Raw genomic sequence first — 13,882 nt, forward strand, 5'->3', positions numbered from 1 at the left:
GTCGATTTTCGTTACCTCTCGGTGGTTACTCGGAGTGGTCGAGGCGTGTATCAGGGAACCATCCGGTGGGTGCCAGCTCGTATGGCATCGGAGGGGGTGGGCGGTGCCCGCCGATGCAGTTGTAGAACGGTCCGTCGAGGCTCATCAGCAACCGCATATTGGGATCAGCGTGATTGATCCAGTACACACTCATACCTGTGGCTCCCTCGAGGCGTAGGTTCTCCCACGCCAACCACATCGCCGTGATCCGGCTGACAGCTTCGGGGTGCATGAACCAGCGCGGACACCAGGTCTGTCTCTTACCTCCGATGTCACGGACGTAGCAGGGCAACAACCAGTCATGCAGAAACTCTTCCGCCGAGCCGTAGATAGTCGATGGTTTGTCCTCTGCGTCCTTCGGGGAGCTGCTGACCGCGGGGCCCGTATCCCCCAAGGTTTGTGCGCCCCCGAAAGGGTCTACATCGTTCACCACGGGTCCTCCTTGTGCCTTCACGCTGTATCGCCGCTCATCATGCGTCTATGCGCGCGGGTTCGTATTTCGCCAAGGATGCCTGGACTGCTTCCTTGTGCGGGCCGGTGTACCAGGGGCGGGTCTGCAACAGCGTTGCGGGGGCACCGGAGGCCAGGACCAGGGCACGGCCGCGATCGAGCTCCGCGAGGTTGGAGACGTCGAAGATGCGCTCCTTTCCCTCCTGCCTCGAGCGGCTCTTACCGCTCTTACCGGTGGACTGGGACACGCTGTTGTACGAGTAGTCCCCGATCAGGTCGGACAGGGCACGCAGGAATCCTTCTTCTGCGACACCGCCGCCGTAGACCTTGATGTTCGCCGCCGACCAGATTTTGCGCATGTTCGCTTCCCCCCACAGCTCTACGCCCTGGGACCAGGACTGGAGGATGGCCATGACGATGATCCCGCGAGATCCGTAGTGGCTGAACTGATCCGGTAGGCCAGCCCACTTCACCACGTTCGCGAGCTCGTCCAGCGCGAAGAGGGCCGGTACCTTCAACCGGCCACCCATGCGCTCGGCGCGTTCTTCCAGGGCTTCAGCGACCGCTACGGTCAGCGCCGTCGTCAGCGGGGCGGCGGTGCCGACACCTTCCTTGGACAGTAGGTACAGGGTTTCTTGCGAAGTAGCGAAAGCGTGTGGGTCGAAGTGCTTCCGGGTATCGGTGGCCACGGTTTCGCCCTTGGAGGGTGTGACCCAGCGCAGGGTGTTGCGGTTCTTCAAGCACTGGACCATTTTTTCGGCAGTGCCGAAAATTCCGTCACGCTGTTTGTCTGCCAGATCGATGGTGGATTTGAGGCCGGCGGCCTGCAGCAGGTAGTCGTGATCCTCCAGAATGTTGATCGGCGCACGGTTGACCTGTTCGGTGACCCACACGTACACGTCGGTAATGGGGCGACCATCGAGGGCCGCTGCGAGGAACAGTGAGGACAGCAGGTCTTCTGCTTTGGGGTCGAAGTAGGCGTCAGGGCGGGAGCCTGGTGCCCTGGAGGCGGTGGCGAAGTGGGAGGTCAAACGTGCCGCCCGGTCTTCGTCGGTGACGTAGCTCAGAGGGTTCCACCACCAGGTCGGCTCCTCTTGCGCAATTTTCTGCGGATCGAACACCCACACGGGGGCTGCGGTCTCACGGACACCACGGGTGGAGTCCACGACGTCGCGCTTGTTCGACGTCGATACGACAGCCCCGGGTGCGTCGAGGATTGCCGGGATGATCCTCGACGTTGATTTACCCGTGCGGGGTCCCCAAATATCCAGACTCAGGTCTTCCCAGGGCTGGTAGTAGGTCTGCTTCGTGGAGATGACCGTACCGACGATGATCCCGTGGCTGTGGGTGACGCCGAGGCGCTGCGCGGTGGCTTTGGCTCCCTGCTCGGTGTACGCGCGGATGGATTTGCCCTTGCCGAGGTACCGTGCGGCCTTATCGACCCGGGCCTTTTGTGCGGACTTTTTCAGAAGTGCGACGAGAACGGTGATAGCGGCCGTCACCACCAGAACACCCATCATCACGGCGACGATCGTGGCCTGAACGGGCCAGGGAATCTCTGCACGGATCAGTCCCTGGATCAGGTCCCGGAGGTTGGACGGAGGTTTCGGGAGACCGGCTAAGCGTGATCCGGCGTGGATGGCGACCCACATTCCGGTCAGGCCGGTGAGGACCAGCCCGATGATGACGAAGATCGCGATGGTCTGTGCGTTGTCCTGATTGCCTTTGCGGTTCGGTGCGCTCATCTCAGGCTGCTTCTTCCGGTACGAAAGTCTTACGAGGGCGTGCTGCGGTGTTACTGCGCTCATCAGCGATGTGCTTGTCGCGCTCAATGGTGGTCAGCGAGGTCTGCACTGCAAGACCGACTCGGCCGGGGACTTTGAGCAGGATCTTCCCGGCACCGGGAGGAGGAAGCCGGTTCCCTCGTGCGTCGAGGTCCGGTTTCCACGAGGGAGGTGCGTTGAAGCTGGCCACCGTGTCGATTTCTTTGGCGTTCAACGGCTGGATCTCGCTCAGATCATGCAGGTCGGATCGAGACAGTGCCATCAAACCCAAGAGGGGGCTGCGTTCGGTGAAGCCCTTTGCCGTGTTTCGATCCTTCTCGTTAGGCAGGGACAGGAAATCCTTGGGGGAGTGAGTGATCTTGACTTCGGTGATTCCCAGTACCCGGTTGGTGCGCCCGAGCCGGTCGGCGCGGTCGATGATGCCTTCGCACGCCCGCATGGGATACCAGAACTCGTCCTGCACAGCCAGGTACCCACCCCAGTAGATCGAGGGGTCATGTCGGGAGAGTTCGTAGTGGGCGTCGATCGTGCTGAAGCCGATTGTCCACGTCGCGAGCATGGCCGCGGAGAGGAGCTTGGTGTTGGAGGCCGGGATGGAGGACGTATCGAAGCAGAATCCTCCAGGGTTCCCGATTTCTAGGCGGAGGCTGTCCTTGTTCCCGACCAGGGCACCCATCGAGCCGGTCATCATGGCGTTCAGGGATCGCTGAAGCGCCCGGTATTCCTCATGGAACTGCTGAGCGTCATCACAGACCGTGGCCGCGAGAACTTCCGGTGGCGGGCTCTTGAATGCCTCGAGCAGGTCACCCATCCACGGACTGTCGATGCGCCTCAACACCGAGCGAATCAGTTCGGCTAGGGCTGCGTCCTCGCTGTCCTCCAGAGGCCGGCCACGACTGATCTGTACGACGAGGGCCACCAGGTCGATGACCTTCGCGACGGCTTGCTGACGCATTTCCGCACCGAGGGTTCCGCCGAGCTTCCTTGCAGCGTCCCCCAACGCGCCAAGATCGAGCAGGTTGATCTTCTGCAGGCTGTCGGGGCCGATCCTGATGACGTCCCCACCCATCGCCTCCACGGCCTCGCCGTGCTCGTTCTTGATTGGGTCGAAGATCGCCGGCGCAATGCCTCGGGCACACAGGCCGTACATCATGCGCTGCGCGAAAGAAGACTTACCGTTGCCGTTGAGCCCGAAAAGCATCATTGCCGGAGCAGAAATCAGGCCGTCGTCGTACCAGGTCTTCGGGTCCCCGAAAACTGCTGTGCCGACGTTCATGTCCCGTCCGAGGGGTACCCCCCGGTTGGGGCGGGAGGTTCCGGCAGCGAACGGGTATACCCCGGGCAACTGAGACGAGGTGGTGTACCACTGGGGTGGTTGAGGAATTTTCCCCCACCGGCCACCCCCGAAACCGGTGAGACCGCGTGAGGTGCGCACGGACTTCATCAGATGACCCCTTCCAGCCACAACGGCTTGTTGCTGTACTTCCACGGCAGCACACCGAACGGCAGCGTGGTGTGGAATGCGGCCGAGCCAGCGTGCTCCACGAACCGGTAGGGCATCAGCAGCTGACTCATCAGTGACTTCACCTGGTTCAGCGCCTCACGGTGCGCTGTCTCGTTGGCCTCGAAGGTCACTGTGACCATGAGGGAGAACATGGACAACCGGGCACCTTGGGACAGCTCTTCCTCTGTCTTCTCCGCGACGGCCTTGGCCTTCTGATCGAACGAGGTGGGGCGGCCCTTGCGAGTGTTGATGTTCCAGTCAGCGGTGCGTACCAGACGGTTCACCGTCTTAGCAGCAGAGCCTGGATCAATAGGGCGGTAGAAGACCGCGACCCGCTTACGCAGGAATTTCGGATTCGGTCCGAACAATCGGTCGAAGGACCGGGCAGTGATCTGAGATTCCGGAGGAACAGTCATCATCAGTGTCATCGACGCCACCCCATCGTGGAACACCACACGGCCTTGGGAGTCATCGAAGAACTCCGGTCCCGCCTGATCCCAGGAACGGACCATGCTCATCCCGGTCAACGAGTCCAGGGCCAGCTCCTGATCACGCCATGGCTGGTAGGCCAGCTGTGCAACCTCAGCCAAGTCCTTCTCGATAAGAGGACGCGGAGCCCCAGCACCGGCACTGCCGAGCATCTGCGAGTGACTCGGAAGACGAGCGGCAATCTCAGCGACCGCAGGTGAGAGGTTATCCGGTGTCGCCCCGAGCCCTGCCACATCCCATATCAAGGTTGCGTACACGTTCAGGACCGAAGTGCGAGCCGGTAGCGTGCCGGCTGCTTGGTCGAGGACGTGTTTGGCGAATGCCGGGGCGTTCGGTGCCACATCTTCACGCGCAGCTTGGCACAGCCCTGCCGAGGACTCGGATGCCGAATCCACGACGATCGTCGCCCCGGACAGACCGGACTCGACGCTGAGGGAGGAGATCCACCCCCCGAAGTGGGAAACCTGGCTGTTGATCGTGGCCTGTTCCTGCATGGCAGCACCGTCGGGTGAGCACCCGAACACGGCGGCAACCTGCTTCACCGACTTGTGGTGCAACAGGCTGTACTCCCGGCCCAATCCATCTGTGCCCGACAGTGTGTCCACGTTGACCAGGACACCCGGCAGCCGCTGGGCGTGCTCGCGGGGCAGGGTCGATAGTGCCCCAGTGACATAGAAGGTCTCACCACGCTTGTGGCGTCCACGTAGGGAAATCCGGTCGGTGATCTTCTCCGCGAGTGACATCCCGCCGGTGAACTTCAGAAGGAATACCACCTCGATGATCACCGCAACGACCAGCACTATGAACGCGAGAACGAAAGCGCCACGCAGCAAAGACAAGAGGACGAGCACCATTCCCAGTCCGGCAACGATTACACCGCCCAAGCTCATCCCGAACATGCCAGGTGCTGCTGGCCGAAGCCAGTTGCCGAACTTCTCCTGCTCAACAGGGGTACTCATCCGCCCATCACGCCCTCTCCATTAATGTCTTTGGCTCCGTCAGCAACGGAATGTCCCAACCGTTCAGCGGCCGCACGCGCGGCTGCCCCGCCCTTGGACTTGTTGCTGCTCGTATTCCTCGGTGCCGGCGCAGGGCCCTGCGCCGGGGATGTATCGCTACCAGATCGAGGAGCCGTGCCATCAGCGGCTGGAGTTCCCTGAGCTGTAGATGCTCCGCCGCCACCGGTAGAAGGTGCACTGTCCGCGACAGGGGATCCCTGTGCGGTAGACGCTGTGCCTCCGGCGCTTGGCGACGCCCCGTCGGTGACCGGAGTTCCCTGCGCGGCGGGCGTCTCGCTACCGGCTGCAGAAGCACCGGCGACGGGACCGTCTGAAGCTGTTGATGTTCCTTCAGCTGCGGGAGAGCTTTCGGTGAACGCCGAGCTCGCACCGCCTTGGGAGGTACCACCGGTGCCACCGACAGCATCGGAGACTCCAGAAGTACCAGGTGCGGTCGACGCGGACTCAGAGCCCTGATCGGAAGCATCCCCGGGAAGATCCGTGCCCCCAGAAGGTGCCAAGGGCGTACCCGAGCCGCCGTCCAAAGTGGAAGGTGTCTTCGACGTGCCACCCGCTGTGGCATCCCCACCGCCACTTCCGGTACCCAAGCCACCGCCACCGCCACCGCCACCGCCACCGCCACCAGGGTTCCCTCCTCCGCCGCCGGGACCTCCCGTAGTGCCACCGGACGTAACAGAGGCCGTTTTGGCCGCTGTTGAAGCGGTACCACCAGCTGTCGAAGCGGCGGCGCTTCCGCCACCGGTCATGATCGCCGTTCCCGCTGATACTGCTGCAGCGCCTACCGCGGCCCCTCCCGCAAGTGCCAAGGACCCTCCGGCTGCCCCACCCAAGACTGAACTGCCGGGGGAAATCAGACGCATCAGGGCAGGGAGAGCGACGATCGCCAGGACCAGGAGCAGGAGGCCGTTCAGCACCCCGCCGAGTCCTTCGTCTCCGGACTTCAACCGCCAGGCGAACGCATACACAACGGCGGCGACCGGCTTGTAGAGGATGAATGCGACCATCCACTTCGTGAGCTTGGAGAAGGCTTGCTCGCTCCCGTTGATCATTGATGCGCCTGCCGCCAAGGGCCAGACGGCAACCATGAGTGGGAGAACTGTTGCCCGGACGAGCATGATCATCCACTGGATCGCGGTCGCGATGATGCCGAACAGTCCGGCAAGGATGGCAAGACCGGGACCCATCGTTGCGACGGTGGCCCCAGCAGTAGCGAGGTTCCCGACTCCTTCGACCGTGACTCCGGCACTGGCGAGAACCCAGTCCGAGAAAGCGTCTCCTGCGCGAATTGCCACCTGGACGAGAGCGGTACCGAGGGTGGTGACGAGCATGACCGTCATCAGGGATTTGGCCACCTTCATCGCCTGGTCGCCCCGGAAATGCATCATCGTCCACAGACCGGCAATCATGATGCCGATAATCGCGAAGAAGACGCTGAGGTTCTGCAGTTGATCCGTCAGCCACGTCACGGAATCGCCTTCAAGGCTGACCAGGAGGCCGACGTTGAGCCATGACGTGAGGAACTCCTTCATCAGGCTGTCCCAGCCGCCCATCATCGCTTCACCCATGGTGTTGGCGCCCGAGTCGATAGCGGTGTCGACGGCGTTACCAGCGACGATTCCTCCTGCACAGCCGACTACGCCGAGGGGACCGTAGCAATTAATTGGTCTCACCCCATGAAATGAAAGTGCCTGTGGCAGGGGTGGTGGGTTGTCCTTGGAAGATCGAGCCGTTGTCGAGCACTTTGAGCTTCCAGTCGCCGTCAACCCAGCGGAAGGTCTCTGGAATCCCTGCGTATCCTGTGGGGCTTCCCGGGACCGACACAACGAGAGTTATCTGGGCCTCGTCGGGACTGAAAGAGTCGACGATGAATCCTGAGAACACTGCAGGGTCCTCCTGTGGTGCCGCGCCGGTAAGCGTCTTGCGGTAGACCTCTTTACCCGGAGATTCCGCGACGTAAAGCTCCACAGCTTCCAGTTGGACGCCGGTGTTTCCCTCCGCGATCAAGCTGACACCCATGAGTGCGGCACCCAGTGGTGAGCGGGAGAAACATACTCCGTAGCCGTTGTCATCTTGTACGGGTCCGTAGGTGTCCGACACGGGCCAAGTCCAGCCATTCGCTGCTTCCCACCGCAGGTCCTCGGGCATTTCCGGCATAGACGAGGTGTCTCCTACAGGCACATCACAACGCTCTGAATCGGTCGAGGGCTCTGTTCCTTCCTGGCCTACTGCCGAAGGAGCGGTGTTGTCCTCGACGGGATTCAGAACGAGAAAGACAGCAATGATTGCCACGACAGCAACCACTGCCAGGGAAACCCACAGGCTCATTCGAGTGCCTGATCGCTCACGCTCAGTGATCGGTTCGTTCTCTGGTGTTTCACTCATGTGTCTCTGACCTATCAGCCCAGGCCGAGGAAGATCGGGGCGATTACTGCGGCGAGGCCAAACAGCATCGCACCAGCAGCCCACCACCCGACCTTGCCCATGAACTCCGCTCCGCTGTTACCTCGGTGAGCGAAGAACAGACCAATGGCGAGGACCATCAGGCCGATGACGGCGATCGAACCACCGATGACCTGGGTCCACAAGGTGACGGTGTCCAAGCCGTCCTGCACACCCTGCGGCAGAGGTGCGGCCTCGAACGGCACGGTGATCTGGTTGAAGAGTGAGACCTGGTTCATTTCGTTTCTCCTTTGAGGGTGACGCCGGCTTTGATGAGCGCGGCCATGATCTTGGTGAAGTCTTTTGCGGGGATATCTTTCGAGGTGACGAGCGCGGACCGCCGAAGGATCAGTGTCTGAATCCAGGGAACGCGCACCACGGTTACGGCACCGGCGAGAACCTTCAGCTCGTCGTGGATCAATCGCGGCTCTCTACCAGGAGCAGCTGCGATAGCAAGGACGCAGGTGAAGGAGTCTTTGCCGTGACGGCCAATAGCCTGCTTTGCGGCCGCAATACCGTCCACGGTGCTGCGCAGGACCAGGACAACGCCGTCACCGGGAGTGGTGTCGCGTTCCCACATGGTCACTAGCCCACCGTCGTGGCCTGTAAACGCCGACGACCACATCGTCGCCCCAGCCCCTCCGTGTGCGGAGAGGAACACCGCACCTGTCCGTTGTGGCACGGCTACCTCTTCAGACGGCTCACTCGAGGTACCTTCCACCTCGTCGACGCTCTGCTGTTCCTCCTCCATCTCGGTGATGGAAGCCGGTGCAGAGTCGTTGAGAGGTGGTGCAGTCGCTACCGATGCGGGCGTTCGTCCTGCACGGAGCCAGGGGTTTGTTTCATGCCCAGTCACGATCACAGTTCCTCCGCGATCAGGGCGGCGGCCCGCAGCCAAGCACGCCGGGTGCGCGGGAGCATGGCCGAGTAGCGGATACGGCCCTCGACCAGGGACGGGTCATACGGCACCGTGGCGACAGCCTTCACGAACGGGCGGAACTCGTCAGCCAGCTTGTCCAGCTTCGCCTTCCCATGTGCGGGCGTGCAGCCCAAGATGATCACTACCGCCCGGTCCGCCAACGCCTGCGCGTGGTCGTCCCCGGACCGCAATGCGCTGAGAATCCTGGACGCACCCTCGGCGGCGTCGTCGACGGACTTCACCGGGATCACTACCTGATCGGTGTGGCTGATCATCGCCTCCCAGTTGTCCCCGCGCTCAGTGTTCCCGGAGTCCTTCACGATCAGCCGGTAATACTTCGCGGCCACCGCGTACAAACGGTGGACCTCGGTACCGGTGACTTCGTGGCGCTTCTTGGCCCCGGAACGGTCATCGGAGCGGAGCACGTCGTACTGGTCCGCAGGCTGGTGGTGGACGTAGGACGCCAAGTCACCTGCGCGGGCGTCGGCTGTCATGAAGTAGTCCGTCTGCCCGAGGAGGTCGACCACCGTTGCTCCGTGGCCGGCGTCGAAGGTCCGCCAGCCGAGAGAGCCGAGGGAGTTGTTGTTGTCCCAGGCGAGTACCCCGGACCCGCCGAGTCGGGCGAACACCGCCGAGAGGCAGATGACCGTCGGGGTTTTCCCTGCCCCGCCCTTAGGGTTTAGGACGGTGATCGTCCGGGGACCGGCCCAGTGCTGAGAGACGACTTTCTCGTCCTCGCGCTGCGCCAGCTCATCCCTCGAGGGGGCAAGTTTGAGGCCGAACTGGTTGAGCAGGCCACGCACTCCGAGCTGCGCGGGCGACGCCGTATCGGGCCGGTCCACGAACGACGGCATCGAGGTGCGACGCGTCGGCATAACCTCCACAGCAGACTCCTGTTCCATCACGGATACCGGTGTGGCGCGTGCTGCAGTCGTGACGCGGGCGGAAGCAGACTGGAGCGAAATGGATGTTGGAACTCCTGGCTCCGCCACCGCGGATACCGGAAGTTCCTCGGGTTCGACCTCTCCCCTTGGAGATACGACAAGACCCATCAGGCCGGATTCGTCCATGGTGCTGACCCGAACCGGACGCCCCTGCGTCCGCGCTTCTTCGATCACTCGGTTGATGAGGAGGCCGCGCAGGTCATCCAAATCCGAGCCGTGGAAGGTTTCCTCCCGGGTGTCGATGCTGAGAACACCGGTGTTGTCGGCGTTGATGGTGGCACTGATGATCGGTGCTGCTTGAACGAGAGTCTTATCGATGGCCACAGTTCGTACCTCTTCCTTGTCGTGCTGATTCATGGGGTGGGGGTGAGTGCATCGGTGGGTTGGATTGCCTCGACCAGCCACGGGTCGTCTTGCCCCACACGGTGGAGGAGGACCGACCAGGGGCCTGCGTCAGTGGAGAACTCGGCGGCCACCGTGAGCGGATTACCTTGCTCCCGCACCAGGACCGGGCCGGAGAGCACGTCTGTGACGCGCACATTGGCGGGATCGATGTATTGAGCGTCCTCGGCGTAGTCCTCGGACAGGTACGGCACCAAGTCGGTGAACCAGCGCCGCTCAGGGACACCAGGGCGGGCAAATAGATTGATGACTTCGGTGGCCACCTTGTTAACTTCCACATCGGTTTGCGGCGACCAGGTCACGTCAGGGATGCCCTCATAGAACTCGTCATGAACGTGACCATCGGCGTGGTGGTGGGTCTCCTCCGACGCGGCGGGACCAGTCTCGGTGGTCTCGACATCGGCGGATTCCGTAGAGGTGAACAATGAGCAGCCGGTGAGCAGAAGCATGCTTGCAACTCCACCGAGCGCGGCAATACGCCGAGTAGAAGCGACTGGTGTACAGGTGCGTGAAGGCATCAGAGGACTACTCCCTTGCTGCGAAGGATCGGTTCTGGGTCCACCGTCGGGTTGGTCGGGATGGATGGTTCGTTCGGGGTGCCCGTGAAGAACTCCAGGTGAAGGTGAGTGCCGGAGACGTTCCCAGTGCCGCCCTCATTCGCCAATGGCGTTCCTGCTGCCACGGTGTCCCCGACCTTGACCTTCAAGGTCCCTGCGGCGAGGTGGTAGTAGCCCAGGGTTAGTTTGCCGTCGAGAGTGGTCCCGTTGACGCGTGTACCGAACTGCCCGTCGCCTTCGCGAGCAATGGTGATCTTCAAGTCAGTTGCAGCGACAACGACGCCGCCCACTGCCGCCGTGGTCGAGGACAGGTCGAGCCCATAGTGGAAGTTGGCGAGGGCGCCGCCTGCGGTTCCCGCAGGGGCCTGACGCGGACCGTAACCGCTCGTGACGATCGAGCCGGGCAGAGGGTTAACCCACTTGCCCGCCAACTCTCCGACCACGGCATTGCTCGCGGCCGGGCATGCTCCCGTCGAGTCGATGCCCTCAATTTCGCCGCCAGCGAGAGCCTTGACGACCTCTGTGGCTGCGCTGCGGAACTGGGTGTAGTGGTTGGGGTTGTCGTTGCGCTGCACGCGGTGGATGGCGATGCTCGGCTCAAGAGCTTCCCAGCCCTCGACGCGCTGCAAGCCCTTGAAGAAGTTCGTAGCACTGATGCGCGGGTTCAAGCGGTCCGCGAGAGAGCCCCAAGCGCCGTTGTCGCGCTGCTGGAACAGACCACGCGAGTCAGGACCAGCAAGGTCTCCGTACTCAAGTACCTCGAGGGTGGACTCACCAATGGCTGTCTGAACGCCGAGGATCTGCGCCGCTACCGGCAACCCCACATCAGTTGCAGCCCCCATAATCTCGGCGGCGTTCTCCAACTGCACACCAGAGAATCCCGCCACCGACCCCTGAACGGTGCTCGCGTCACCAGTGACACCAGGAACCGCACAGAGTCCATTGGCAGATGGGGCTCCGGTGACAGCGACAACTAGCAGCAGAACGATCAGCACTGGTATCAGGAAGAGCGCGCCAACAACGGCGAGGAGACCGTTGCCCTTCGACTCATCCATTACGTTGCTCCTTGCTCGCGTGCACCCAGTCACGAGAGCGATCTGTAGGCAGCCCGGCTAAAATCGGGCTAGAGAAGGATCGAACCTGTACCAATCCTTTGTAAAGTAGCTTACAGCGGTTTTCTATACAATCGCTACTTGTTCTCGGCTGGTTCGCGCAGTCGTCCTATCGAAGGGAGCGCCGTGCCGGTCTCAGCCCCCGCATTCAGAGACTGGTTGGAGGGGTGCGGCCTCACGACCTCGCCAAGCCAACTCAGTCGGATCAGCGGATTTCATCGGGTCACACTGACTAATCAGATGAAACGGGGGAATGTACCCGAAGCTGTCGTGGTGGCCATCGCGCGGGCGTCGGGCATCGACCCCGTTCGGGGGCTTGCCGCCTTCGCGGGATACGAGGACATCGACACGCGACCCCGTCAACCCTCCGCAATAGAACTGCTCAGTCAGGTTCACCACCTCGACCTCATGGCAGAGCTGCAACACCGCTCGTCTCAGAAGAAGTTTCCGCGTGAGCTTCGCAGAGAGTTCACCCTGATCGACTTCCCCTACGACGGTTCCCACCGTGCATGGATCGACGCGATCGACACCGGCGAGGTCCGCCACCAGGTAGCAGAACTAACAAACACGTCACTGACCTACGTGTACGCACAACTCACCGAAAACAAACTGGGCCCAGCCCAAGCCGTCACAGCGGGCAGGATCACAGGTGGCTCCATGACGAGCGGACTTGTAGTAACAGGGCTGCTTACTCCCCTTGAGGGTGGCTGGCATATACGGGCGAGGGAAGACGCACTACTTGAGGTATCTGACGACGACCTCATCGAACTCATTCGACAACGAATTCAACTACTCCAGCGCCGTCAACGACAGCGCAAGGAAGCGTTGGATTACGCAGAGAAGCTAACGGAGATCCTTGGATGAATGATCTATACGTAGTTCCCGTCAGCATCATGCTGATTCTGCTCGGTAGCCTCACCTTCAGACGCTTCACCGCAGGAAGCCCTGATGGCGCACTGTTCCTGTTCCGGCGTGGCGGTCGCGTCGCACTGATGGGCCTGCTGCTCACCTCGTCCTATGTGCTCTTGGTGCCGGCGGTCTACATGTGGGTCGAGAGCTTTTTGTCTCTCCCCAACGGAGCCGACATCATTTCCAAGTGTCTTGCCCTGTTCGCCGTAGCACTGCTCGGTGAACACCTCAGCTTCGCCTACAACGCGACGTCAGCGCTGCGGTGGTACATCGGCACACGAGGCTCAATCGCAATCGGCACAGCCGCCCTTGGGCTCTTTGTGACAACGTTCCTCGCAGACGCGCCTGATCCTTCACCGCAGCTTGAGGCCTATGCCGACCAATTCCCGGTGCAAATCAACACCTGGATCATGCTCGCCTACGTCGCCTACATCGTGACGCCGCTGATCATCCCCATCATCAAGGACGCCCGTCACCACCCATTGTTCATCGGACGGCTGGGATCGGCACTCATCGCTTTCGGGTTCATACTCTCCGTCGTGCGAGCTCTCATGTACTTCCCGCTGGAACTTCCACTAGGTCCCGGAGCGTTCCTATGGTTCATGATCGTCTCCTACGCCTCAACCGCATGTGTGGCCCTCGGCCTCGCGCTATTTGCCTTCTCCCGTCGCCGCAAACTGCCCAGCAAAATGCTCACCGTTGACCTATCCATTGATTAAGGAGCGGAACGTGAACCCAACACCGCCCGAGGCGAAGCGTGCTGTGGAGCGCATCCTGACCAAAGCTAACCTCGAAAACGAGGCCGCTTACGCAGTCATCTTCCGCGCTGTGAAAGTCTGCATCGACGCTGGCATGAAGCGCAAAGAAGCTGCTCGCTACCTCGGTGTCTCACCTCGCAGGATCGACAAGCACGGCCAGTATTTCCGTACAGCGCGGTCAGTCCGGACCCTGTTCAAGGAAGCTCTGACTTCGACGACCTACCCCGTGCACGAGGAGAACGCGAAGAAGACACTGATCCAGTGGGCCTGGAAGGGTTAACAGGGCGTTCTAATCAACGACGATCGAAGGACTGTACTATATTGGTACAGCCCTCCGGTCGTTAAGGAGCCTCATGCACGCCACACTCATCTCACCACGGCGACACGCCCGCAGGTCCTCCCATGATGGCTATTTTGATAACCAAAAAGTAGAGTCAGCCAGTATGGAGCCTAAGAAGGTAGAGCGCAGGGGTCGGCCTCACAAAGGGCCACGCCACAGCTTTCTAGTGAAGTTGGACCCGGTACGGACTGCGAAGCTTCAAGCGATCAAGCAGACC

At 61.7% G+C, this 13,882-nt stretch carries 14 protein-coding genes; 3 read left to right on the top strand and 11 right to left on the bottom strand.

What is annotated here, in order from left to right; all coding sequences use genetic code 11:
- Positions 1–25: 25 nt before the first annotated feature.
- The 11 genes from ACX80U_RS17165 to ACX80U_RS17215 form a co-directional block, all read right to left on the bottom strand.
- On the bottom strand, positions 26–472 hold the full coding sequence (locus ACX80U_RS17165) for a DUF4913 domain-containing protein (RefSeq protein ID WP_459269305.1): 447 nt from the start codon (positions 470–472) through the stop codon (positions 26–28).
- Between the two features lie 37 nt (positions 473–509).
- Complete coding sequence (locus ACX80U_RS17170; RefSeq protein ID WP_459269306.1) at positions 510–2,234, bottom strand: type IV secretory system conjugative DNA transfer family protein; 1,725 nt, start codon at positions 2,232–2,234, stop codon at positions 510–512.
- Between the two features lies 1 nt (position 2,235).
- Positions 2,236–3,549, bottom strand: a complete 1,314-nt coding sequence (locus ACX80U_RS17175; protein ID WP_459269307.1) for an ATP-binding protein — start codon at positions 3,547–3,549, stop codon at positions 2,236–2,238.
- 167 nt (positions 3,550–3,716) lie between these two features.
- Positions 3,717–5,225: an SCO6880 family protein gene (locus tag ACX80U_RS17180; protein ID WP_459269308.1), complete on the bottom strand. Its 1,509-nt coding sequence runs from the start codon at positions 5,223–5,225 to the stop codon at positions 3,717–3,719.
- Positions 5,222–6,850, bottom strand: coding sequence for a hypothetical protein (locus tag ACX80U_RS17185; RefSeq protein WP_459269309.1), 1,629 nt, complete (start codon positions 6,848–6,850; stop codon positions 5,222–5,224). The genes ACX80U_RS17180 and ACX80U_RS17185 overlap by 4 nt, the downstream gene beginning before the upstream one ends.
- A 91-nt stretch (positions 6,851–6,941) precedes the next feature.
- Positions 6,942–7,667, bottom strand: coding sequence for a hypothetical protein (locus ACX80U_RS17190; protein WP_459269310.1), 726 nt, complete (start codon positions 7,665–7,667; stop codon positions 6,942–6,944).
- A 14-nt stretch (positions 7,668–7,681) separates the two neighbouring features.
- Positions 7,682–7,963, bottom strand: coding sequence for a hypothetical protein (locus ACX80U_RS17195; protein WP_459269311.1), 282 nt, complete (start codon positions 7,961–7,963; stop codon positions 7,682–7,684).
- Positions 7,960–8,475, bottom strand: a complete 516-nt coding sequence (locus ACX80U_RS17200) for a hypothetical protein (RefSeq protein ID WP_459269312.1) — start codon at positions 8,473–8,475, stop codon at positions 7,960–7,962. Before ACX80U_RS17200 ends, ACX80U_RS17195 begins: the two co-directional genes overlap by 4 nt.
- Before the next feature lie 107 nt (positions 8,476–8,582).
- Positions 8,583–9,518: a MinD/ParA family ATP-binding protein gene (locus ACX80U_RS17205; protein WP_459269313.1), complete on the bottom strand. Its 936-nt coding sequence runs from the start codon at positions 9,516–9,518 to the stop codon at positions 8,583–8,585.
- Positions 9,519–9,940: 422 nt separating this feature from the next.
- Positions 9,941–10,438, bottom strand: coding sequence for a hypothetical protein (locus tag ACX80U_RS17210; protein WP_459269314.1), 498 nt, complete (start codon positions 10,436–10,438; stop codon positions 9,941–9,943).
- Between the two features lie 68 nt (positions 10,439–10,506).
- Positions 10,507–11,601, bottom strand: a complete 1,095-nt coding sequence (locus ACX80U_RS17215) for a M23 family metallopeptidase (protein ID WP_459269315.1) — start codon at positions 11,599–11,601, stop codon at positions 10,507–10,509.
- A 297-nt stretch (positions 11,602–11,898) separates the two neighbouring features.
- Between ACX80U_RS17215 and ACX80U_RS17220 the strand changes: the two genes are divergently transcribed.
- Genes ACX80U_RS17220 through ACX80U_RS17230 form a run of 3 tightly spaced genes read left to right on the top strand, consistent with a single transcriptional unit; the run spans position 11,899 to position 13,605 of the window.
- Complete coding sequence (locus ACX80U_RS17220; RefSeq protein WP_459269316.1) at positions 11,899–12,522, top strand: hypothetical protein; 624 nt, start codon at positions 11,899–11,901, stop codon at positions 12,520–12,522.
- Positions 12,519–13,286: a hypothetical protein gene (locus ACX80U_RS17225; protein WP_459269317.1), complete on the top strand. Its 768-nt coding sequence runs from the start codon at positions 12,519–12,521 to the stop codon at positions 13,284–13,286. The genes ACX80U_RS17220 and ACX80U_RS17225 overlap by 4 nt, the downstream gene beginning before the upstream one ends.
- Before the next feature lie 10 nt (positions 13,287–13,296).
- A complete protein-coding gene (locus ACX80U_RS17230) occupies positions 13,297–13,605 on the top strand; it encodes a hypothetical protein (RefSeq protein WP_459269318.1) in 309 nt (102 codons plus the stop codon).
- The last annotated feature ends 277 nt before the right edge of the window (positions 13,606–13,882 follow it).

Source organism: Arthrobacter sp. TmT3-37 (assembly GCF_054510835.1).